At 35.3% G+C, this 21,834-nt stretch carries 22 protein-coding genes and 1 CRISPR repeat array; of the genes, 8 read left to right on the forward strand and 14 right to left on the reverse strand.

The window, feature by feature from the left end:
- Positions 1-69 precede the first annotated feature (69 nt).
- Genes phnC through HMPREF1864_RS08010 form a run of 4 tightly spaced genes read left to right on the forward strand, consistent with a single transcriptional unit; the run spans position 70 to position 3,902 of the window.
- On the forward strand, positions 70-834 hold the full coding sequence (phnC, locus tag HMPREF1864_RS07995) for a phosphonate ABC transporter ATP-binding protein (protein WP_062572263.1): 765 nt from the start codon (positions 70-72) through the stop codon (positions 832-834).
- The gene (phnE, locus tag HMPREF1864_RS08000; protein WP_062572264.1) at positions 831-1,652 is read left to right on the forward strand and encodes a phosphonate ABC transporter, permease protein PhnE; all 822 of its coding nucleotides are present in this window, start codon (positions 831-833) and stop codon (positions 1,650-1,652) included. Before phnC ends, phnE (HMPREF1864_RS08000) begins: the two co-directional genes overlap by 4 nt.
- A gap of 1 nt (position 1,653) precedes the next feature.
- Positions 1,654-2,466, forward strand: coding sequence for a phosphonate ABC transporter, permease protein PhnE (gene phnE, locus HMPREF1864_RS08005; protein ID WP_062572265.1), 813 nt, complete (start codon positions 1,654-1,656; stop codon positions 2,464-2,466).
- On the forward strand, positions 2,463-3,902 hold the full coding sequence (locus tag HMPREF1864_RS08010) for a bifunctional metallophosphatase/5'-nucleotidase (protein ID WP_062572266.1): 1,440 nt from the start codon (positions 2,463-2,465) through the stop codon (positions 3,900-3,902). The genes phnE (HMPREF1864_RS08005) and HMPREF1864_RS08010 overlap by 4 nt, the downstream gene beginning before the upstream one ends.
- A gap of 116 nt (positions 3,903-4,018) precedes the next feature.
- Here HMPREF1864_RS08010 and HMPREF1864_RS08015 read toward each other — a convergent pair whose 3' ends face one another.
- Positions 4,019-4,681 carry an S-layer homology domain-containing protein gene (locus HMPREF1864_RS08015; protein WP_082718935.1) on the reverse strand — a complete coding sequence of 221 codons (663 nt, stop codon included), beginning with the start codon at positions 4,679-4,681 and terminating at the stop codon, positions 4,019-4,021.
- Between the two features lie 735 nt (positions 4,682-5,416).
- Here HMPREF1864_RS08015 and HMPREF1864_RS08020 point away from each other — a divergent pair.
- Entirely contained in the window at positions 5,417-5,935 is a 519-nt protein-coding gene (locus tag HMPREF1864_RS08020; protein WP_062572267.1) for a nitroreductase family protein, read from the forward strand.
- A 118-nt stretch (positions 5,936-6,053) separates the two neighbouring features.
- Here the strand turns inward: HMPREF1864_RS08020 and HMPREF1864_RS08025 are convergent, their stop codons facing one another.
- On the reverse strand, positions 6,054-7,286 hold the full coding sequence (locus HMPREF1864_RS08025) for an Nramp family divalent metal transporter (protein WP_062572268.1): 1,233 nt from the start codon (positions 7,284-7,286) through the stop codon (positions 6,054-6,056).
- Positions 7,287-7,511: 225 nt separating this feature from the next.
- Here HMPREF1864_RS08025 and HMPREF1864_RS08030 point away from each other — a divergent pair, with 225 nt between their 5' ends.
- The 3 genes from HMPREF1864_RS08030 to glsA all read left to right on the forward strand — a co-directional run bounded on the left by HMPREF1864_RS08030 (position 7,512) and on the right by glsA (position 10,353).
- Complete coding sequence (locus HMPREF1864_RS08030) at positions 7,512-8,267, forward strand: IclR family transcriptional regulator (RefSeq protein ID WP_062572269.1); 756 nt, start codon at positions 7,512-7,514, stop codon at positions 8,265-8,267.
- Between the two features lie 97 nt (positions 8,268-8,364).
- The gene (locus HMPREF1864_RS08035; RefSeq protein ID WP_062572270.1) at positions 8,365-9,339 is read left to right on the forward strand and encodes an agmatinase family protein; all 975 of its coding nucleotides are present in this window, start codon (positions 8,365-8,367) and stop codon (positions 9,337-9,339) included.
- Between the two features lie 84 nt (positions 9,340-9,423).
- Entirely contained in the window at positions 9,424-10,353 is a 930-nt protein-coding gene (gene glsA / locus HMPREF1864_RS08040) for a glutaminase A (RefSeq protein WP_062572271.1), read from the forward strand.
- 115 nt (positions 10,354-10,468) lie between these two features.
- Here the strand turns inward: glsA and HMPREF1864_RS08045 are convergent, their stop codons facing one another.
- The 12 genes from HMPREF1864_RS08045 to HMPREF1864_RS08565 form a co-directional block, all read right to left on the reverse strand.
- Entirely contained in the window at positions 10,469-11,332 is an 864-nt protein-coding gene (locus HMPREF1864_RS08045) for a DUF1002 domain-containing protein (protein WP_062572272.1), read from the reverse strand.
- Positions 11,333-11,518: 186 nt separating this feature from the next.
- Entirely contained in the window at positions 11,519-12,115 is a 597-nt protein-coding gene (gene yihA, locus HMPREF1864_RS08050) for a ribosome biogenesis GTP-binding protein YihA/YsxC (protein WP_062572273.1), read from the reverse strand.
- The gene (lon, locus tag HMPREF1864_RS08055) at positions 12,102-14,435 is read right to left on the reverse strand and encodes an endopeptidase La (RefSeq protein WP_062572274.1); all 2,334 of its coding nucleotides are present in this window, start codon (positions 14,433-14,435) and stop codon (positions 12,102-12,104) included. Before lon ends, yihA begins: the two co-directional genes overlap by 14 nt.
- Positions 14,436-14,481: 46 nt before the next feature.
- On the reverse strand, positions 14,482-15,699 hold the full coding sequence (gene clpX, locus HMPREF1864_RS08060) for an ATP-dependent Clp protease ATP-binding subunit ClpX (RefSeq protein WP_062572275.1): 1,218 nt from the start codon (positions 15,697-15,699) through the stop codon (positions 14,482-14,484).
- An 8-nt stretch (positions 15,700-15,707) separates the two neighbouring features.
- Positions 15,708-16,292: an ATP-dependent Clp endopeptidase proteolytic subunit ClpP gene (gene clpP / locus HMPREF1864_RS08065; RefSeq protein ID WP_062572276.1), complete on the reverse strand. Its 585-nt coding sequence runs from the start codon at positions 16,290-16,292 to the stop codon at positions 15,708-15,710.
- 16 nt (positions 16,293-16,308) lie between these two features.
- Positions 16,309-17,658 carry a trigger factor gene (gene tig, locus HMPREF1864_RS08070; protein WP_062572277.1) on the reverse strand — a complete coding sequence of 450 codons (1,350 nt, stop codon included), beginning with the start codon at positions 17,656-17,658 and terminating at the stop codon, positions 16,309-16,311.
- 70 nt (positions 17,659-17,728) lie between these two features.
- The gene (locus HMPREF1864_RS08075; protein WP_005955451.1) at positions 17,729-17,950 is read right to left on the reverse strand and encodes a YdbC family protein; all 222 of its coding nucleotides are present in this window, start codon (positions 17,948-17,950) and stop codon (positions 17,729-17,731) included.
- A gap of 1 nt (position 17,951) precedes the next feature.
- A complete protein-coding gene (locus tag HMPREF1864_RS08080) occupies positions 17,952-19,655 on the reverse strand; it encodes a proline--tRNA ligase (RefSeq protein ID WP_062572278.1) in 1,704 nt (567 codons plus the stop codon).
- Positions 19,656-20,194: 539 nt separating this feature from the next.
- Complete coding sequence (locus HMPREF1864_RS08085; protein ID WP_062572279.1) at positions 20,195-20,389, reverse strand: hypothetical protein; 195 nt, start codon at positions 20,387-20,389, stop codon at positions 20,195-20,197.
- Between the two features lies 1 nt (position 20,390).
- Positions 20,391-20,570 (reverse strand): hypothetical protein, encoded by a 180-nt coding sequence (locus tag HMPREF1864_RS08090; protein ID WP_062572280.1) that lies wholly within the window; start codon positions 20,568-20,570, stop codon positions 20,391-20,393.
- Positions 20,571-20,643: 73 nt separating this feature from the next.
- On the reverse strand, positions 20,644-20,916 hold the full coding sequence (locus tag HMPREF1864_RS08095) for a hypothetical protein (RefSeq protein ID WP_062572281.1): 273 nt from the start codon (positions 20,914-20,916) through the stop codon (positions 20,644-20,646).
- A 95-nt stretch (positions 20,917-21,011) separates the two neighbouring features.
- A complete protein-coding gene (locus HMPREF1864_RS08565; RefSeq protein ID WP_156435969.1) occupies positions 21,012-21,179 on the reverse strand; it encodes a hypothetical protein in 168 nt (55 codons plus the stop codon).
- A 26-nt stretch (positions 21,180-21,205) separates the two neighbouring features.
- Positions 21,206-21,833: a CRISPR direct-repeat array (repeat unit 29 nt; unit sequence ATTTCAATCCACGCACCCGCGAGGGGTGC).
- The last annotated feature ends 1 nt before the right edge of the window (position 21,834 follow it).

Below are 21,834 nucleotides of genomic sequence, written 5' to 3' on the forward strand. Positions count from 1 at the left end.
AGGCTTTTTTGCCTGCTTTGTCATCAGTCTGAAGGGCTTCATTAGAAGCTCTTTTTTATGAGGAGAATTATGATTGAATTTAAGAATGTAGATAAAGTTTATCCTGGTGGATTTAAGGCCCTTAAAGATATTAACTTAACTATTAATGACGGCGAGTTCGTTGCCATAATAGGAAGGTCTGGTGCTGGTAAGTCTACCCTAATTAGAACTATAAATAAGATGCACGACATTAATGCAGGGACTCTCACTGTTGATGGAGTTGATGTGAAATCTCTAAAGGGAAAGGACCTTCGCAAGTTTAGGAGAAATATTGGGATGATTTTCCAATCCTTTAATCTTGTAGAGAGAATTTCTGTTATTAAAAACGTAATGTCTTCCTTTGTTCCTGATTTAAATCCCATCCAATCCCTTCTTGGAGTTTATCCAAGGGAATGTAAGCTAAAGGCTCTTGAAGCTCTTGAACAAGTTGACATACTTGACAAGGCCTTTGAAAGAGCTGACAACCTATCTGGTGGTCAACAACAAAGGGTTGCCCTTGCTAGGACTCTTGTCCAAAACCCAAGCATTATCCTAGCTGATGAACCTGTTGCAAGCCTTGACCCTGTCACTGCAAGACAGGTTATGGATTATTTCAAAAAAATCAATGAAAATCTTGGAATCACCATCCTACTAAATATCCACCACGTTGAGCTTGCCCTTGAATATGCCTCAACAGTTCTTGGTGTTCGTGATGGAGAGATAATCTATTATGGTCCAGCCAAGGATGTGGACGATAAGGTTTTAAAATCTATTTACGGAGATTCCTTTGAAGAAATAAAAATGGAGGAAGTATGAGCCTCTACTACAAAATTTTTAAACCAAAAAAACATACCTTAAAGTCTGGTAAAGAAGTATATGAGAAGCCAACTTTGACACTACCTATACTTGTACTCTTGCTTCTATTTACCATCCTTTCTGTAAAGGTTACAAATTTTTCCCTTACAAGTCTTGTGAAAAATATTCACAAGCTTTCTGCCATTTTATCTCCAATGTTTAAGCCAAACTTCTCCTACTTCCCTTCAGTTGTGGGACCACTCTTCGACACAATAAAGATGTCCTTCTTGGGATCCTTCTTGGGTGCAGTTTTGGCAATGCCCTTTGCCTTCTTGGCATCAAACAACATGGTAAATAACAAGGTCATAAACTGGATTGTAAAATTACTTTTCTCAATCCTTCGTACCATTCCAACCCTTGTATCTGCACTTATAGCAACTTATATTTTTGGACTTGGTGCCTTTGCTGGTACAGTTGCCATATTTTTATTTTCCTTCTCCTATGTTGGAAAGTTGACTTTTGAGCAAATTGAAACAGTAAATATGGGAGCCTTTGAGGCAATGATCTCCATGGGCTTCACTAGGACTATGGCATTTTTCAAATCAATCGTGCCAGAGATCCTTCCCTTTTATTTATCAACTGCCCTTTATAACTTTGAAGGTAACGTGAGATATGCTGCCATCCTTGGTTATGTTGGTGCCGGTGGACTGGGACTTCTTATTAACGAAAACATTAACTGGAGAGACTACAACCGTGTGGGCATGATACTATTGATGCTACTTATAACAGTATTTGTCATCGAGAATATCAGCTCCTACTTTAGAAGAAAGTTGAATTAATATGTCAGAAAAAGTAATAGAAAAACTAAAATCAGAACCAAAAAATCATGTCTACATCTTGATGATTGTGGCAGTAGTTTTATTTATGATAATCTGGTCATCTTCTGTAATTAATTTTGATTCTGCAACAAAAGATGGGATGGAAGTAGCCAAAAATATTATTAAGGGGATCTTTAACCCCAATAGGGACATGCTCTTTAACCTAACTACCAAGGGAGTTCCTTACCTCCTACTTGAAACTATTTGTATAGCCTTCTTGGGTACACTTGTGGGAGCAATAATTGCTATGCCACTTAGCTTTTTGGCATCATCAAATATTGTTCCAGCTCCCCTAGCTTATCTAGTTAGACTTCTTATTATCTTAATAAGAACAATTCCATCAATTGTTTACGGTCTAATGTTTATTAGGGTAACTGGACCTGGTCCCTTTGCAGGCCTTATGACTATGTCCTTTACATCTATTGGTATGCTTACAAAATTATTTTCAGATAACATAATGAACCTCAACAAGGCAATACTAGAGTCCTTCTCATCAATTGGGGCGACAACCTTCCAAAAGATTCGCTTTGGTATAATTCCACAACTTTTTGCCAACTTCGCATCAACAACAATTTATCGTTTCGACATAAATTTAAGAGATGCTTCTGTCCTTGGACTTGTTGGAGCAGGTGGTATTGGTTCACCACTTATGTTCGCTATAAACTCCTACAAGTGGCGTGAAGTTGGTGCCATCCTCTTGGGACTAATTGTTCTTGTTTTATTTATTGAGTACTTCTCAACAAAAATAAGGGCAAAATTAGTAGGTGAAAAATGATTTTAAAAATAATTCACACATCAGACTTGCATGGATATTTTTTCCCAACAGACTATCTCAATAGGAATGAAAAAAACACAGGATACTTATCCCTTTTAAATAAAATAAAAAAAGATGATAAGACCATCTTAACTGACGGAGGAGACATCCTTCAGGGGTCTTCCTTCGCCTATTATGTAAAAGAAAATTTAAACTCAGATGTGGTGGCAGACATAATGCAAAACGTAGACTACTACACACTTGGCAACCACGACTTCAACTATGGCTACCACTACCTAAAGACTTATGTGGAAAATATGAAGGGCAAGTTGGTTTGTGCCAACGTCAAAGATAAGACTGGTCAAATTAAGCTTGAGCCCTTTGCCATAAAAGAAATTGCTGGCTACAAAATTGGAATTGCAGGCGTAGTTACAGACTGGGTCAACCTCTGGGAAAGAAAAGAAAATCTCGTGAACTTTAAAATCACAGATGCCTTTGAAGGAGCCAAGAGGGCCCTTGATGGACTTAAAAAAGCAAATACAGATTTTAATATTTTAATCTACCACGGTGGATACGAGATCGACCTGGAAACTGGCAAGAAACTTTCAGAGACCACAGAAAATATTGGTGGAAGGCTTGCAAGAGAATTGGCCTTCAATCTAATCTTGGCAGGTCACCAACACATGGAGATTTCTGCTTACATTGGTAAGACCCTTGCAATTGAAACTCCAGCCAATGGAGCAAAGGCTGCCCTAGTTGAAGTTGACCTTGCCACAAAAGAAATGAAGGCTTCCTTCATAGAGCCAAAGCTTGGAGAAAACAAGCTAATAGAAAAATATAGGGACGTAGAAGAAAAAGTCCAAGACTATCTCGATGTCCCAATAGCAAAACTTAGCCGTGACTACTTGCCAGAGGACAGGATAAAAATGGCTCTTAAGGGATCAGACCTTGCAGACCTAATAAACAAGATCCAGTTGGACTACACAGGAGCAGATATTTCAATCACTTCCTTTGCCAATGTCATCTCAGGTCTAAAGAAAAACTTAACCACAAGAGACGTCCTAAACACTTACAGGTTCCCTAACACAACAGTGGTACTTGAAATCGACGGCAGAAGACTTAGAGCTGCCCTAGAACAAAACTTTTCCTACATCGAGTATGATGGGGCCTATAAGATTTCAAAGAAGTTTTTGGAGCCAAAAGAAGAGCACTACAACTTTGACTACTTCTACGGCATAGACTTTGAAAAGGACCTTACAAAAAAAGTTGGCGAGAGAATTGGCAAAATCTTCTTTAAGGGCAAGGAAATTAAAGACAAAGACACTTTCTCCCTTGTTATGAACAACTACAGGGCAACAGGGGCCGGCGGCTTCGATATGTATAAGGACCTTAAAGTAATAAAAAATTACGACAAGGAAACATCAGAGATCTTGCTAGATTATTTTAGAAAATTATAAAAACAATACATTACAAAAGAGACTTCGGTCTCTTTATTTTTTTGCTATTACTTTACAGCTTATGATTTAAAAACATCCCCATAAATTAGGGCAAAAAAATAAGACAGTCGCCTGTCTTATTCATAAAGATTTCTGCCTCCAAATTTAATCTTGCTATTATTTAGAGCCTTCTTTTGTGGATAGTTGTAATTAGAAATCATCGACCTAAAAAGCGTAGCAGCTTCTGACCTCCTAATTGATCTTGAGGGATGAAAGTTACCATCAGAGTAACCTCTTAGAATCCCTGCATCCACAAGGGCGCCTACATAACCCCTTGCCGAAGGGCTTATCCTTGCCCTGTCGCCAAACTCATTTGTTGAAGCTTCCTTCGGTGGTAGCGAATATACATACCCAAGAATTTCTGCAACTTCTTCTCGTGTAATTTCCCTATTTGGATTTAGCCTACCTGTAGTTGGTTTAATGTAACCCGCCTTTATTCCCTTAGCTACATCAGTGTAAAACCAATCAGATGTACTTACATCAGAAAAAGTCACAGTATAAGTCTTATCATATCCCACTAGAGAATTTACAGCGGCATAAAACTCTGCTCTTGACATATTTTCATTAGGTTTAAAGGTTCCATCTTGGTAACCAGACATAATCTTCTTGTCAGTTATAAAATCGACTGAAGCTTCTGCCCAATGACCTCTTGTGTCTCTAAAAGTTCTTGCAGATACAGTGCTTGTCAAAATCAATGCTGAGGAGATAATAATCAATGAAGTCTTTTTAAAAATCTTCATCTTAATCACCTTCACTCTTATTATATATCATAGCCCGCTAATTAACAGGTTTTCTATTTTAAGTTTCTGTTACAAAGGATTTTTTGGTGTAACACTCATGCAACATTGCTTCATTTATTATCATAAATATAATATTATGCCACTTGGTCCTTGCTTTTAACTTGTAAGATAGAAAAAACTTGTGATAATTTATAACTTTATAAAAAACCTACAACTTTGTAAAATCTTATTGCCCTGTAAATAATTATGACTTTGTAAATCATTATGACTTTGTAAATCATTATGACTTTATAATAAATTAAAAATGAATCTCCTTTTACTAACTTTAATTAATTTGCAATTAAAAAAAGAAGAGTTTCTATTGTAACTCCTCCATAAGATAAAATTTATAAACTTTAAATTCGTTATAAGGCTCTTTCCTTTTATAAACCCTGCCACTTAACTTATCTCATAAAATTGGGCAAATAAAAAGAGAACAGATTATGTATTCTATAACTGTTCTCTAAGGGAAGAAAAAAGATGATGAAGTTTTCACTTCATGTATATTGTACTTTAGATAATTATTTTTGTCAACGCTTTTATGAAAATATTTTCAGGGAATTTTATTTTAATTATATTAGCTTATTTTCAATACTACACAAGTCTTTAAACCTGCCTATTAAGAATATTATGAATATATTTTCACATACTTACCTAGGAGTCTTTTTATGGTAGAATGATAAGAGAGGTGATATTTTGTTAAAAGATATAATTTTAAAAAGAAGAAGCGTTAGAAAATATAAAGATAAAGAAGTTGACAGAGAAAAGTTAGAAGAACTTTTAATGTACGCATCCATGGGACCAAGCAACGGCAACTCCCATCCAGTAGAATTTATAGTAGTTAACGACAAGAAAAAGATTGAAGAGCTTTCCAACATGGACTCCTTCGCAACCCTTTACCTTAAAGAAGCTCCAGTAGTTGTAATTGTCATAGCCAACACAGATATTTGCAAGACTTGGGTAGAAGAAGCTTCACTTACAGCAGCCTACCTCCAACTCCTACTTGAAGACGAAGGACTTTCATCTTCTTGGATCAACGTTAGAGAAGGAAACACTGCCGGCAAGATTTCTTATGAAGAATACTTCGCAGAAAACTTTGGCGTGAAAAAACCTTACAGGGCCCAATGCCTAATCCCAATTGGCTACAAAAAATCTGGCACAAAAGACCACGAAGAATTTGACGTATCTTCAAAGGTACACTACAACAACTTTTAAATAAAACAAAAAGATTCATCTTCTGTGTGAGGTGAATCTTTTTTTGTCTTATATTATTATATTCAAACCAAAGAAAGACCTTTATGGAAATTTTATTTTTCCATAAAGGTCTTATTCATTAGATTAAACCTTTTAATGCTGAAAATACAGAGTATCCTCCTAAAAATATCGTTATTAGACAAACTAAAATACCTAATAAAATAAGAATCGGTCCGTTTCTATATTCTTTCAATTGCTTAACGCTAGATGCTATAATCACAACATAAATTGCTGCTATTGGAAGAATAAGCCCATTTAAAGCTTGTGCAATTAATAATATTTGCATTGGATTAAATCCAATAGACCCAACAACTATACCGATTATTGCTATTATTAAATTAGTGTACTTAAACCTTTTATCTGAATTATCATAATTCCATCCAAGTAATCCTGCTAATGTATAAGATGCACCCAAAGGAGATGCTATCGCAGAGGATAATCCAGCTGAAAATAGACCTACGCTCATAAATATTTTAGCCCAAGATCCCAATAGTGGTTCTAACTGTATTGATAAATCTGCAGCGCTACTAATTACATGTCCCCTCATAAGAGTTCCTGAAGTTACAACAATTGCAGCTGTAATTAAACCTCCAATACTTATAGAAACAATTGTATCCCACTTTGACAACACTAATTGGTCTGGTGAATCCCAATTTTCTGCAGCTGTTCCTGTGTGTATAAAAAAGTTATAAGGAACTATAGTTGTACCAATCATTGATATTATTAAAATAATTGATTTTGCTGGTATTGTTGGTAAAGATCCAGAGAAAACTTCTCCCCAATTTGGCTTTGAAACAAACATAGTTGTTACAAATACTATCGCCATTATTCCAACTAAAATCGTTAAAATTTTTTCCAGTAATTTTATACTTCCCTTTAATATTAAAGCCAAAACTATAATACCTATTATAGGAACTATAATTCTAAGCGGAAGATTTGTTAAAGTTGCTATTCCTAAGGATGTGCCTGTTAAATCTCCTGATATGTATGCTGCACATCCAAAGGCTATAGATCCGCCAACAAAATATGCTGAAAATTTTTGTAAAAAAGGTCTATCTTTAAATTCTTCTAAGATTGCTTCTCCTAATCCTCCTTTTGTTATTATACCAATTCTAGCTGACATTTCTTGCAATATTATTGTGGCTATAATAGAAAAAATTACAGTCCATAATAATGCATACCCAAATTCAGCCCCAGCTCTAGTAGCCGTTGTTACTGTTCCTGGTCCTATAAAAGACGCAGTAACCATAGCTCCAGGGCCAATTGCTTTCAATTTCTCACTTAAAGTATACTTCCTTTTTTGGTTTCCCATAACAATCTCCTCTCTTCACGATATAAACGTGATTAAAACTATAATATAAATATAATCGTTTTCATTTTGTCTGTCAATAAAAATTTTAATAATTTATTATTTTAATGTAGTGATAATTTTTGATAGATTTTTCTATTAATCAAAATAACTTTACTTTTAAAACAATGTTAACCAATATTGTTTATCAATATGCTATAATTGTTAGTATAAGGAGTTGTTAAATTAATGAAATTGATACAATCTATACAAAGAGCCTTCGAAATAATTGAATGTTTTAACGAAGATAACAAAGAATTGCGATTAAATGAAATTAGCAAAATACTAAATCTTAATATAAATACAACTAGAGGAATTGTTAATACTTTGGTTTATTTTTCTTACCTTGAACATGATCAAGAAAAAAACGTTTATAAACTTGGTTATATATTCTTACCAAAGTCTAGACTATTGAAGAATGGAATTGATGATATTTTGATTGATAATATCGAAAGATTTCTAAAAAGAATTTCTAATAAATATAATGTAAATGCGAGATTTCATAAAATTTCTGATAATAATATTATAAAAATATTATCCGAAGAACCTGATGCATCTAGATATTTTTTATACATTAAGGATTCTAAAGACTTGCCTTTAAACGCAACTTCTTCAGGTAAATTAATTTTAAAATATTCTAACAGAGAATTTTTGGAAAATTACTTAAATAATATTCCTAAAGATAAGATATGCGAAAACACAATCACTACAAAATCTAAAATGATAGAAGAGTTGGAAAAAATAGAAAATGTAGGATATTCCACCGAGATTGATGAAGTTGCAATTGGTATAAGTTCTATAGCTGTTCCTGTTGTTAAGTATGGTAGATTAATCGCGACATTAAGTGCAACTGCACCTACAAAAACTATTAAAGAAAATTCTAATAAAATAGCCAATGATTTTATAAATTTTATAGAGAACAATATAAAAATAAAAACTATATAGTAGTTTTTATTTTTATATTATCGTTGACGTCGGTATGGTTTTGTTCTATAATTAAATTAACAAATAATAATTTGATTTACTAAAGGAGTTGTTAAATATGAGAGAAAGTAAACCTACAATCTATGATCCAAGTTTTTTACCGAACACAATCTACAGCGGGGTTCCTTCATGGCTAAACCTATCTGTTATCGAAAAAGACGAAGATTTAGATGGCTTAGATGCAGCAGTTATTGGTGTTCCATGGGAAGGTGGATGTACAATAGGTGGCTATTCTCCTACTACAGAAGGTCCCAAGGCGATTAGAAGCGTTTCTATAAGATACACTGGTTATCTTCCTGACTATGATCAAGACTGTTTTGACCATCTGAAAATTGCAGACTTTGGAGATACTTCAGTGCACAATGGAGATTATAATTTTACATTTAATGCTATAAGAGAAAAAGTTTCAAAATTATTAGATAAAAAGATTATGCCTATTACTTTTGGCGGAGATCATGGAATAGCTTATCCAATAATTAGCGAAATAGCTAAGAGATATCCAAAAAAAGTAGGTGTACTACACTTTGACGCTCATTTAGATAACTATGAAGCTTTTGGCGATGATTTATATTCTAGATGCTCACCATTTTATAGACTTTACGAAGATGAGAATATGGATCCTACTAAGATTGTTCACATTGGAATTAGGGGTCCAAGAAATCATAGAAAAGAGTTTCAAAATGCAAAAACTCACGGGGCTACTGTTATATTAGCTAACGAAGTTCACGAAAATGGCTGGAAAAAATCTATTGAAAAAGCAATAGACATTGCCTTCAAGGACACTGAATATGTTTATATAACAATCTGTGCAGACTCTTTAGATGCTGCATGTATGCCTCAAGGTCCTCAAGATATGGGAGGGCTAACAAGCTATCAACTTAATATGATGGTTCATGCAGCTGGAGTAGCTGGAGCAAAAGGTTTTGATTTCGTAGAAATTTATCCTGACACACTTTCACTTCAAACTGCAGCTCACGCTGCAAACTGGGCAGCTCTTTATTATTTAAATGGATTAGCAAATAATTTTAGATAAAAATTATTTAATATATGAATCAAAATAACGGCTCTTGCAAATTTTGAGCCGTTATTTTTAACCATAATTTTAGGAGAGTTAATAATGTTTACTAATAAAGAAAAAACTATAAAAATAATTGAGAAGTCGATTGAAAAAAGTTTAGTTTATTCAAACGAGGGAGAGGTTGCTTCTTATATTCCCGAACTTGCAAATGTAAATCCTACAGATTTTGCGCTTAGCATAGTATATGTTGATGGTCAAGAATATAAATTTGGTGATTATAATAAGATTTTTTCAATTCAATCAATTTCAAAAGTTATTTTACTTATAATGGCATTAAATGACAATAGTATTAATGAGGTTTTTGAAAAAGTTGACACAGAGCCTACTAAGTATAAGTTCAATTCATTAATACCAATTGACAACATAGCAGCCAACCCCTTTATTAATGCTGGTGCAATAACTATATCTTCCTTGATCAAAGGGAAAGACTTAAACGAAAAGTTTAATAGGACTTTTGATAAAATAAAAAAATTAAGTAATAGTGATAAAATATCATTCTTAGAAGAAATATACAAATCAGAAATGGATACAACAGATGTCAATAGATCAATATCATATTACCTTAGAAGTAAAAAAATATTTTCTCTAGACGCTGAAGAAGTTCTTGATTTATATATAAGAAATTGCTCTATAGGTATAAATTCTACAGATCTTGCACATATAGGTGCCCTATTGGCAAATGGTGGCAAGGATTTAGAGAGCGGTGTAGAAATAATTTCAAAGGATTCTGTTAGAATTGTCCTTTCTCAAATGGCATCTTGTGGAATGTATGAAGAAAGTGGAAGGTTTTTATTAGAAGTTGGAATACCATCAAAAAGTGGTGTGAGCGGTGCAATATTAGGTGTCGTCCCTGGAAAATGTGGAATCTGTGTTTATTCCCCTAAATTAGACAAGTCTGGTAATAGTGTTGTTGGGAAAAATTTATTGAAGATACTTTCTAATGATTTAGATTTAAACATCTTTGTATAATTTTGCATACAGATTCAGCAAATTTTAAATTCGTAGCATATCTCAAAAAATCCCCTCTTTACTGGATAATTCAGTAAAGAGGGGACATATCATCAACGAATCTCATTACTCTTTCTTATTTAAACAAGCTGACAATAAAGTCTATTAACTTTTCCAAAAAGCTTTTTGTGTTTTTAACGGCTTTTTCTCCTTCAGGAGAGTTTAAAAATTTTGCAGCCTTGTCCTTGTACTTAACGGCAGTATCAGCCAACCTGTCCCAATCAACATTGGCATTTTTCATATTGTTAAAGAGTCCAACTAACTTGTCCTCTTGCGCCTTTGTAAGGTTTATATCTCCACTCTTAGCAACATTTTCGATGATAAGTCTGACTTCTTTATCGTTCTTTGGCATATTCTTTGCCATGGCGTCCTTGATTTCATAAATTATATCGTTAGTCTTTTTGTCGCCAAGCTCTTCAGATAATTTGGTTTGAACAACAAGCTCTTCGTTGGCAACCTTCTTTAGGTTTTCTGGAAGTTCCTTGCCTGTGTTAGCTTCATAAGCCTTTAGGATTCCAGTCAAGGCTGCTGTCCCACTAACCTTTCCTGGTGCAGTTACATAAATATCAGCATCTTCAATCCCTACAGTGTTAAGGGCATTGATAAAGGCATCTTCCTTTACAACTCTTATGTTGTCTGATAGCTCAACAGTAAGTCCCTTACCTGCTTTTTCATATCTCACAATGGCAGAGGAGATTGCCTTGTTACCAATTTCCTTTGATGACAAAACATCACCAAGATACTTGTACTCTTCTGCATTAGTAACTTCGATTACCTTTGCATCTTCGCTTGCCTTCATCTCATGAAGCATTTCACTTTTTTGACTTTCCTTTAAGTCGGCACCAAGTGTTACAATCTCGTCCCCTTCTTTGGCAAAAACAAAGCCTGGCAAGAGGGCAAGAGAAAGTGATGCCACTAAAACTTTATTTTTTATCTTCATAACATCCTCCATTTTTTATTATGATAACATTTATATATGATTAATACTTAAAAAATATGTGAAATTTATCCATCACTCATTAAGAATTTTCTAAAATCTTGTGAACTCACAAATTTTAATCAGTCTTGTCTTATATTTTTTAAATTTTTTCAAGAAAATAAGAGCCAGTCACCCAGCTCTTAGTTTTTATTCTTCATGAAATCTCAACATATCTTCGAAGATAAACCACATATCCTTTACTTCATCCTTCTTTGATGATGAGAAGGGAATTATATTCTCCCTGTGCTTGACGCCAAGCTTCTTGGCAATTATTGAAATGTGTTTATCTACTTGAGATTTTTTTATCTTGTCTTTTTTTGTTGCGATGACTATTCCCGAGAAACCCGACTCAATGATGTAGTCATACATTTGCTTGTCAAGGGCTGTTGGCTCGTGTCTTATGTCAACAAGTAGGATTGTTTCAACTAAGTTGTCCCTATGTTCAAGATACCCGTTTATGATGCCTGCCCACTTTTCTTTTTCAGTCTTGGCAACCCTTGCGTAGCCATAGCCTGGCAGGTCAACAAGCCTTAGGTCATCATTAACCCTGTAAAAGTTAATGGTCCTAGTCTTGCCTGGTGTTGATGAAGTTCTCGCAAGATTTTTTCTGTTTAACATTGCATTTATAAAAGATGACTTGCCAACATTGGACCTGCCTGCAAAGGCAAACTCCTTAATGCTTGTGTCTGGATATTGCTTTTCTTCTACTGCAACTTTTTCTAGTTCTGCCTTATTTATCTTCATTAAAATCACCTATGGCAATCTCTGCAACTTCTTCAAACTTGGAAACTGGTCTAACGTCTAACCTTTTAATTGCTTCTTCTTCAATTTCCTTTAAGTCTCTCCTGTTATCTTCTGGAATGATTACAGTCTTAACTCCATATCTTTCTGCTGCCAAAAGTTTTTCCTTTAAGCCACCAATTGGAAGGACCTTGCCACGAAGAGTTATCTCTCCAGTCATAGCTACGTCATTCTTAACTGGCCTCTTTGTTAGGGCAGATAGGACTGATGTCGCTATTGTAATCCCTGCTGATGGACCATCCTTTGGCACTGCTCCTTCAGGCACGTGGATGTGGATGTCTGTTGTACTTCTAAAGTTTGGATCAAGCTTAAACTTGTCTGCATTGGATGCAATGTGAGAGATGGCAGCTATGGCTGACTCCTTCATCACATCTCCAAGGGATCCTGTTAGGGTGAGCTTGCCCTTGCCTGGCATAACTGTAGTTTCTATTACTAGGCTTGTTCCACCAACCTCTGTCCAAGCAAGTCCATTTACTGAACCAACTTCAGGAGTTTTTTCTGCTTCAGAAATCCTATAAATTTTTTCTCCAAGGAAGTCCTCAATATTTCTCGTAGAAACAGCAACCTTGTCTAAGTCTTCTTCCACAATTTTTAGGGCAGCCTTCCTCACAATTTTTGAAATTCGTTTTTCAAGTCCCCTTACTCCAGACTCACGAGTGTAGTAATCTATTATGTCCTTAATTGCCCTATCGGAAATACTTATATTTTCTTTCTTAAGTCCATTTTCTTCAATTTGCTTTGAAATTAAATATTTTTTTGCAATATTGAATTTTTCATTAGGAGTGTAGCCTTCAAGTTGAATCACTTCCATCCTATCGAGTAGGGGTCTTGGTATAGTCGCTGTTGTGTTAGCTGTGGCAATGAAAAATACCTTTGATAGGTCAAATGGAAGTTCCAAGTACCTGTCTGTAAAGGAATTGTTTTGTTCTGGGTCAAGAACTTCTAGTAAGGCAGAAGCAGGGTCGCCCTTAAAGTCATTGCCCACCTTGTCAATCTCGTCAAATAAAAATACTGGATCATTTTTGCCAGCCTTCTTCAAGAGAGAAATAATCCTTCCAGGAAGAGCTCCAATATAAGTCCTCCTGTGTCCCCTTATCTCTGCTTCGTCAGTTACTCCGCCAAGGCTCATACGGACGAATTCCTTGTTTAGAGAATTTGCAATTGACTGAGCTATGGAAGTCTTTCCAACTCCAGGAGGTCCCACTAGGCAGAGGATTGGTCCTCTTCCCTTGTCGCCAGATAAAATCCTAACGGCAATAAATTCTAGGATTCTCTCCTTAACTTTTTTTAGTCCATAGTGCTCGTCATTTAAAATTTTTCTTGCATCAGAGATATTCCTCTTTTCATCTCCAGATTCAAGCCAAGGTAGGTCAAGAACCCAGTCAAGATAATTTATTAAGAGAGAATAATCTGGTGACTGTGAGTTCAAGTTGCCAAGCTTCTTAACTTCCTTAAGGGCCTTTTCCTTAACTTCATCAGGAAGGGCCTTCTCTTCAATTTTCTTTCTGTAAGACTCTGTTATCTCAGCTTCGTCTTCTCCATCGCCAAGCTCCTTGTGGATTACCCTCAACTGCTCCTTGAGATAGTATTCCCTTTGGACATCATCCATTTTCTTTTTAACCTGGTCGTTGATATTCTTTTCTATAGAAAGAATTTCAATTTCCTTTTTCATAATCTCGTGAAAGACCACAAGTCTATCGTAGATATCTGTTGTTTCTAAAAGTGTCTGATAGTCCTGTAATTTAAAATTCAAATATCCCACAACTGTATCGATAAATCTTGATGGGTCATCTGTGTCTGCAATATTTGAAATAAGTCCTGGGAAGAATTTGTCATCAAGAGATGAGTAGGCTTCCAAATCGCTAAGGGCAAGCCTAAGGGCTGCTTCAATCTCTTCCTCTTCTGTGAAGTCACTTTCCTTGTCCTCAAGGATTTCAATTTCTGCTTCAATCATCTCTTCTGTGATATCAAGCTTAGAAATTTTTGCCCTCTCTTCACCTTCAACAAGGACTCTGACAATTCCACCAGGCAGTTTTAAAATTTGTTTTATAGTAGCCACAGTCCCAATGTCAAAGAGGTCTTTCCTCTTTGGGTCTTCGATTTCAAGTTCTCTTTGAGCAACCAAAAATATTTTTGAATCCTTCATCTCTGCGGCATCAATTGCATTTAGAGAAATTTTTCTCCCACAATCAAAGTGCATCACCATGTGGGGAAAGATAACTAGATCTCGAAGTGGGATAAGTGGTAATTTAATTTTATCCATTTTTCACCTTCTAAAAAAGCCGTGGCAACCACGGCTAATTATTTATTTATTTTTTTATTAATTCAGCAGGTGCAGTTCCTTCTACTGATTCTTTTGTTATTTTAACTGCTTTGATGTCATCTCTTGAAGGGATTTCGTACATGACATTCATAATTGTATTTTCAATAACGCCCCTTAGTCCTCTTGCTCCAGCCTTCTTTTCTATTGCCTTCCTAGCAATATAATTTAAGGCATCGTCATCAAAGATTAAGTCAACGTCGTCAAACTTTAGAAGCTCCTTGTATTGTTTTACAAGGGCATTCTTTGGCTTAGTTAAAATTTCAACTAGAGCCTCTTCATCTAACTCTTCAAGAGTAATAGTAACAGGGAGTCTACCAATAAGTTCTGGTATCAAACCAAACTTCAATAAGTCTTCTGTTTCAACCTTTTGTAAAATATTTTCTTGCTTGGCTTTCTTATCTACAATTTCAGAGCCAAAGCCCATAGAAGACTTGGCAGTCCTGTTTTCTATAATTTTGTCAATTCCGTCAAAGGCACCACCAACAATGAATAGGATGTTAGAGGTATCAACTTGAATAAATTCTTGTGAAGGATGCTTCCTTCCACCTTGCGGAGGAACATTAGCAACAGTTCCCTCGATAATCTTTAAGAGGGCTTGTTGAACACCTTCTCCACTTACGTCTCTTGTGATAGATACATTTTCAGATTTTCTAGCAATCTTATCTATCTCATCAATGTATATAATCCCTTTTTCTGCCCTCTCAATGTCATAGTCAGCATTTTGAATAAGTTTCAAAATAATATTTTCAACATCTTCACCTACATAGCCAGCCTCAGTTAGAGTTGTGGCATCAGCAATGGCAAAGGGAACATTTAAAAGTCTAGCAAGAGTTTGCGCAAGTAGGGTCTTACCAGAACCTGTTGGTCCAATCATAAGGATGTTGGACTTTTGAAGTTCAATGTCACTGCTCACCTTCCTAGTTGATGAAATCCTCTTGTAGTGATTATATACTGCAACAGCAAGAGCACGTTTAGCGTCTTCTTGCTTTATAACATATTGGTCCAAGATTTCCTTAATCTCAGCAGGCTTTTTAAGGTCAAAGTCCTTGCTGATTTCATTAGGCACTTCATTTTCTAGAATTGTGTGGCATCTCTCGATGCACTCGTCACAGATATTGACATTAGGTCCGGCAATTAATCTATTCACTTGATTTTGCGTTTTTCCACAGAATGAACATCTTAAAATTTCATCTGTATTAGACATATCTCACCTCAAACCCTTTTTTCAATAACTTTATCTATTAAACCATAATCTTTTGCTTCTTGAGAATTTAACCAGTAATCCCTGTCAGTATCTCTTTCGATTTTTTCTAGATCTTGACCAGTTCTTTCTGCAAGAATTTCATTTAACTTATGTCTAATTTTTAAAATCTTTTCTGCATTAATTTGGATGTCACTTGCCTGACCTTGTGCTCCACCAGATGGTTGGTGAATCATAATGTCAGAGTTTGGAAGAGCAAATCTCTTACCCTTAGCACCAGATGCAAGTAAAAATGCACCCATTGATGCTGCCATCCCAATACAGATTGTTGACACGTCTGGCTTTATATAGTTCATAGTATCGTAAATTGCAAAGCCTGAACTTACAGAACCACCCGGGGAATTAATATAAAGTTGAATGTCCTTGTTTGGGTCTTCAGCTTCTAAGAACAAAAGTTGGGCAACAATTAAATCTGCCATTGTGTCATTTACTTCACCGCTAAGAAAGATAATCCTATCCTTTAATAGTCTTGAGTAAATGTCGTAAGATCTTTCGCCCCTATTAGTTTGTTCTACTACCATTGGCACTAGTGCCATTTAATCACATCCTTGATTATTTATCTTCTTTTACTTCTTCTATATCTTCTTTAGTAATTTTCTTTGGCTCAACAAATTTTGCCTTTTCAACAAGAGCATCAATAGCCTTTCTCTTTTCAAGGTCATCTCTTACAACATCCTTGTTTTCGTTAAGCATATATTCTCTCATTTTTTCCATATGGTCTTTGTCGTCCTTGAAGTAATCTTCAACAACCTTGTTTACTTCTTCTTCGATTTCAGCATCAGTGATTTCAATCTTCATTGCTTTAACAAGAGCTTCTAGGGCAAGGTCATTTTTAACATTTTTTTCTGCTTCAGGTCTCATAGTCTTCTTGAAGTCGTCAAGGCTTTGACCAATCATCTTGATGTAGTCTTCAAAGCTAATGCCTTGGGCTCTTAGACTTTGGTCATAGTTTCTAATCATATCGTCGATTTGAGAGTTGATCATTCCTTCAGGGATATCAGCTTCAATCATTTCGCCAATTTTATCAATAGCTCTTCTTTGTTTTTCCATTTCAGAAGTTGTTTTGAATTCTTCTTCTTTTTTCTTTCTTAAATCAGCCTTAAATTCATCAAGAGTGTCGAATTCAGAAATATCTTTTACGAATTCATCATCAAGTTCTGGAAGTTCTTCATAAGAAATTCCATTTAATTTGATTTCGAATTTAGCATCTTTACCAGCAAGATCTTTTTGGTGGTAGTCTTCTGGGAACTTAACAGTGATGTCAAATTCTTCGCCAATCTTGTGTCCAATTAATTGTTCTTCAAAGCCTGGGATGAATGTGTTTGAACCAATCTTTAAGTCTTGGCTTTCAGCTTCTCCGCCTTCAAAGTATTTTCCATCAACAGAACCCTTGAAGTCGATGTTTACAGTGTCACCATCTTCTACAGGTCTGTCGTCAACATTGATGATTCTTGCGTTCATTGCTCTTTGGTTTTCAACTTCAGAGTCAATAAGTTCGTCAGTTACTTCAATAGTTGGGTCTTCAATTTCAATTCCTTCGTAGTCCTTTAATTCAACTTCTGGTCTAACATCAACAGAAACTTTGATAACAAGGTCTTCTGCCTTTTTAATGCTTTCTTCGTCGATGTCAATGTTTGGTTGATCAACTACCTTAAGGTCTAATTCCTTAACAGCATTTTCATATTCTTGTGGAAGAAGTTCGTTAATAGCATCTTCAAAGAATACGTCCTTGCCGTACATATTTTCGATCATTTGCTTAGGAACATGACCCTTTCTGAATCCAGGAATTTGGAAGTGTTTTTTGTTTTTCTTGTACACTTCGTTTTCAGCTTTCTTTATATCTTCTCTCTTTAATACAATGTCAAAAAAGACAGTGTTATTTTCTTTCTTATTAATTTCCATTTCAATAGCCTCCTCGCTTCTCGCGTTTTTCACATCTCTATATTATAACATAAGTTATTTTAAAAACCTATTAAATACCTCTGTCCTTTAGTATCTTTGAGAGAATTTCCATCTCTTCATCATTAAGAGTTACACCCTTGGACATCTTTTGGTGGTCTGGGTCCCATTCTCTTAAATCATACTTAGCTGGTCTATCGTTAAAAGAAACCTTGTTGAGTTCCTTAGTCCAACCCTTAGCACTTTCAGAAAGAGTCCCCAAGTGTTCAGTAATTTCAAATTTAAAATCGCTCATCTTACCTAACCTTTTCTACTTCACTTAAAATATTTTTAATTGCTTCATCAGCAGAGATTTCAGAATTTTCCATTTCTCTTCTTGTAGAATATTCAACAATAGATTCTCCTGACTTCTTGCCACAAGTAATTCTTAGAGGAATACCAATAAGGTCCCTGTCCTTAAACTTAACTCCAGGTCTTTCCTTCCTGTCATCAAGTAGGACTTCGACACCCTTAGCTTCAAGTTCCTTGTAAATTTTTTCTCCAAGAGCAACTTGTTCTTCGTCCTTAGTGTTTACTATAGTAACAATTGCTTCATAAGGTGCCACAGACATTGGCCAGATGATTCCATTATCATCGTGGTTTTGTTCAATAACAGCTGTAACAGATCTTGTTACACCAACTCCATAAGAACCCATGTAGAAGTAATTTGCCTTGCCATTTTCATCAAGGTAAGTTGCATTTAGAGCCTTTGAATACTTAGTACCCAATTTAAAGATATTACCAACTTCAATACCCCTTGCAAACTTATAGTCTTCATTAGTTCCAGGAACCTTGTCGCCTTCAGCAACAAGAAGAAGGTCATCAACAACTTCGCCTTCAAAGTTACGTCCGTAGTTGGCATTGATGTAGTGGTATTCACTTTCATTGGCACCAACAACAAGGTTGTCTATTTCAGTGATTCTCTTGTCAAAAATCATCCTAACATCAAGCCCAAGAGGACCAGTGTAGCCTGGCTTAGACTTAATAGCTTCGATTTCGCTATCTTCCATCATCCTAATGTCGTGTTCAGCAGTTCCAGTGTAAGCAACAAGCTTAGCAAGATTAAGTTCCCTATCTCCAGGAATAAATACAAGAGCAGGTTCATCGCCTAACATTAAATCAATTGCCTTGGCACACTTCTTTTGGTCCACCTTTAAGAAGTTAGCAACCTCTTCAATAGTGCTTGCATTTGGAGTGTGAACTTTTTCTAAGTCCTTCTTGTCTTCAGCTTGAGGAAGAATATACTCAACAGGGGCCTTCTCTTCAGTAGCCCCAAACTTGCCAGACTCAGAATAAACAATTACACCTTCGCCAGTTTCAGAAAGAGCAATGAACTCGTGAGAACCAGTACCACCCATGGCACCATTGTCGCCCTCAACAATCTTATAATCAAGTTCAAGTCTGTCAAAAATCTTTTCGTAGGCTTCGTACATATTCATGTAAGCCACATCAAGAGTTTCTGGTGAAGTGTCAAAAGTGTAAGCATCCTTCATGGAGAATTCTCTCGCCCTATTAATACCAAACCTTGGTCTCTTTTCGTCCCTGTACTTAGTTTGGATTTGGTAAAGATTAAGAGGAAGGTCCTTGTAAGACTTAACCTCATCCCTAACAAGAGTAGTGAAATATTCCTCAGCAGTAGGTCCAAGGCAGAACTCCCTATCATTTCTGTCTTTTAGCTTAAACATTTCTGGTCCGAACTTTTCCCATCTACCAGACTCTTTCCAGATCTCAGCAGGTTGGATGGCAGACATTAAAATCTCCATAGCACCAGCCTTATCCATCTCATCACGAACAATATTTTCAATTTTTCTAATAGATCTATAGCCAAGTGGCAAGTATGTATAGACACCACTAGCAGATTTTCTAATCATACCTGCCCTTAGAAGAAACTTGTGAGATGCGATCTCAGCATCTTGTGGATCCTCCCTAAGAGTTGGCATATACAGTTTTGATAATCTCATATTACCTCCATAATAAAAGTATTATAATAAATAAAATTATATTCTACAAGTTTTTAGGTAAAATCTCATAGCACGCTGTTTTTATTATACTATAAAGACCCCAAGACTTCACAAGTTTGTTAGATTTAATTAGAAGACTTTGCAAGTTTTCTTCTACTAATAAATAAAAAATTTTTGCCTTGTATTATTAAACAACCTCGTAAAAAATTATCACTTCATAATTTTTTACAAGTTCATAATCTTTTACAAGTTCATAACAGTTTATCACTTCATGTTTTTGAATTACTTCATAAGAATTTTTTACTTTACAACTTTTGATAGCATTCTTCGACTCATCAAGTATATGTTTCAGAAGATGTGTATTTAAATCTAAAGGACTTAGATTGAAGTTAAAAAATTAAAAACAATTTAAAAAATAAAAAACCTAACCCAAAATAATTTTAGGTTAGGCATATTTTTTAGAGCACATTTTGAATTCTTTAAATAAAATATTTTTAATCCTGATCTTCTTTGTAGAAGATTCTGCAAACGAGAACCAATTAATCACTTAACAATTCTTTTTCCTTATCTTCTATAATTTTTTTAAATTCCTTTAAGTCTTCAAGAGTTGCATGTTCTCTAATATATAACAATCCATGACTTCTGTAAGTTTGTATTTTTAACTTCTCCCTATTCTTTCTCTTATACTCCCTATTTTTAGCTAATTGCTCAGGGTTTGTTTTATATTCTGCCATTTTAATCGCCTCCCTCGTCAATAACTTCAAAAAGCTCGGGTGGATACAAATAATCCTCCCCTTCTTCATCAACAATCCTGTACCAACCCTTTTCAATGCTAATAACATCGTAGACCTTTCCATTAATCATATAAACAGGATCAGACTCACCAATAAATTTTACCTTCATAATAATAACCATTTACCTCAATTTCTATCCACACACCTATGAATATTGCTACTAAATTTTTCACTCGCTGGGCGAGTAAAAATTTTCAACCCACCAACTCGGAAGGCATACAACTTAACATATTAATAGCTTCATCAATTGTCCCTCTTACTTTACTATCAAATTCACTACTATGACTATAATCAACATCAATGTCAATAAATTCATCATTTAGATAGTCTAAGACTTCAATATTATTTTTATCTTGGGCAAATACATCATAATCATCTGCAAATTCAATAGCAAAATACTCATTAATTTCATAAGGGTTACAATTTGCTTTTAAAAATAACAGCTTTTCTTTTAAATTTTTTCCCAACTTTTGCTAACCTTACCTTTCTTAATGATTTCAATCCACGCACCCGCGAGGGGTGCGACTGAATCGTTTTTATATTTATTCATTTGAAGAATATATTATTTTTTTAACCAAAAGGCAAAAATTAAAATCAAACCAAATAAAACATAAAACCCCATAGCTACTTTCGCTAAATATATGTTTTTATATATATTAGACAATATAATTAAAACAAAACCTATAAGATAAGTTATTAAAGTAAATAAATTTAAAAAATTATTTTTCATATAGTAAATCACCTTATTATATTAAAATTTCAATCCACGCACCCGCGAGGGGTGCGACAAGTTAAAGAAACATTATTCAAACTATCATAACAAATTTCAATCCACGCACCCGCGAGGGGTGCGACTTCCATCTCTTGGCATCGATATGTACACTTACGACATTTCAATCCTCGCACCCGCGAGGGGTGCGACTCAGTCTATTGCAGAACTAAAAATTGAAATAGCAATTTCAATCCACGCACCCGCGAGGGGTGCGACCTTCCATATATCTATTTTGGATTGTTGGCTCGATATTTCAATCCACGCACCCGCGAGGGGTGCGACGAGTGCTTGGCGTATTAGGCGTTATTTCAAGATTATTTCAATCCACGCACCCGCGAGGGGTGCGACCTTTGTAGAGTTAGACAAGGGCGGCTTAGGCTATATTTCAATCCACGCACCCGCGAGGGGTGCGACGTTACAATATGTTTAATTCTAACTACTTTAACTTTGATTTCAATCCACGCACCCGCGAGGGGTGCGACATTATGTCAAAGTCCATAGTTTTATCGACTTGTTATTTCAATCCACGCACCCGCGAGGGGTGCGACGTAGGTCTATATCTTATATATGCAAGAGCGGAAAAATTTCAATCCACGCACCCGCGAGGGGTGCG

Source organism: Peptoniphilus sp. DNF00840 (genome assembly GCF_001553125.1).
GTDB classification, from domain to species: domain Bacteria; phylum Bacillota; class Clostridia; order Tissierellales; family Peptoniphilaceae; genus Peptoniphilus_A; species Peptoniphilus_A vaginalis.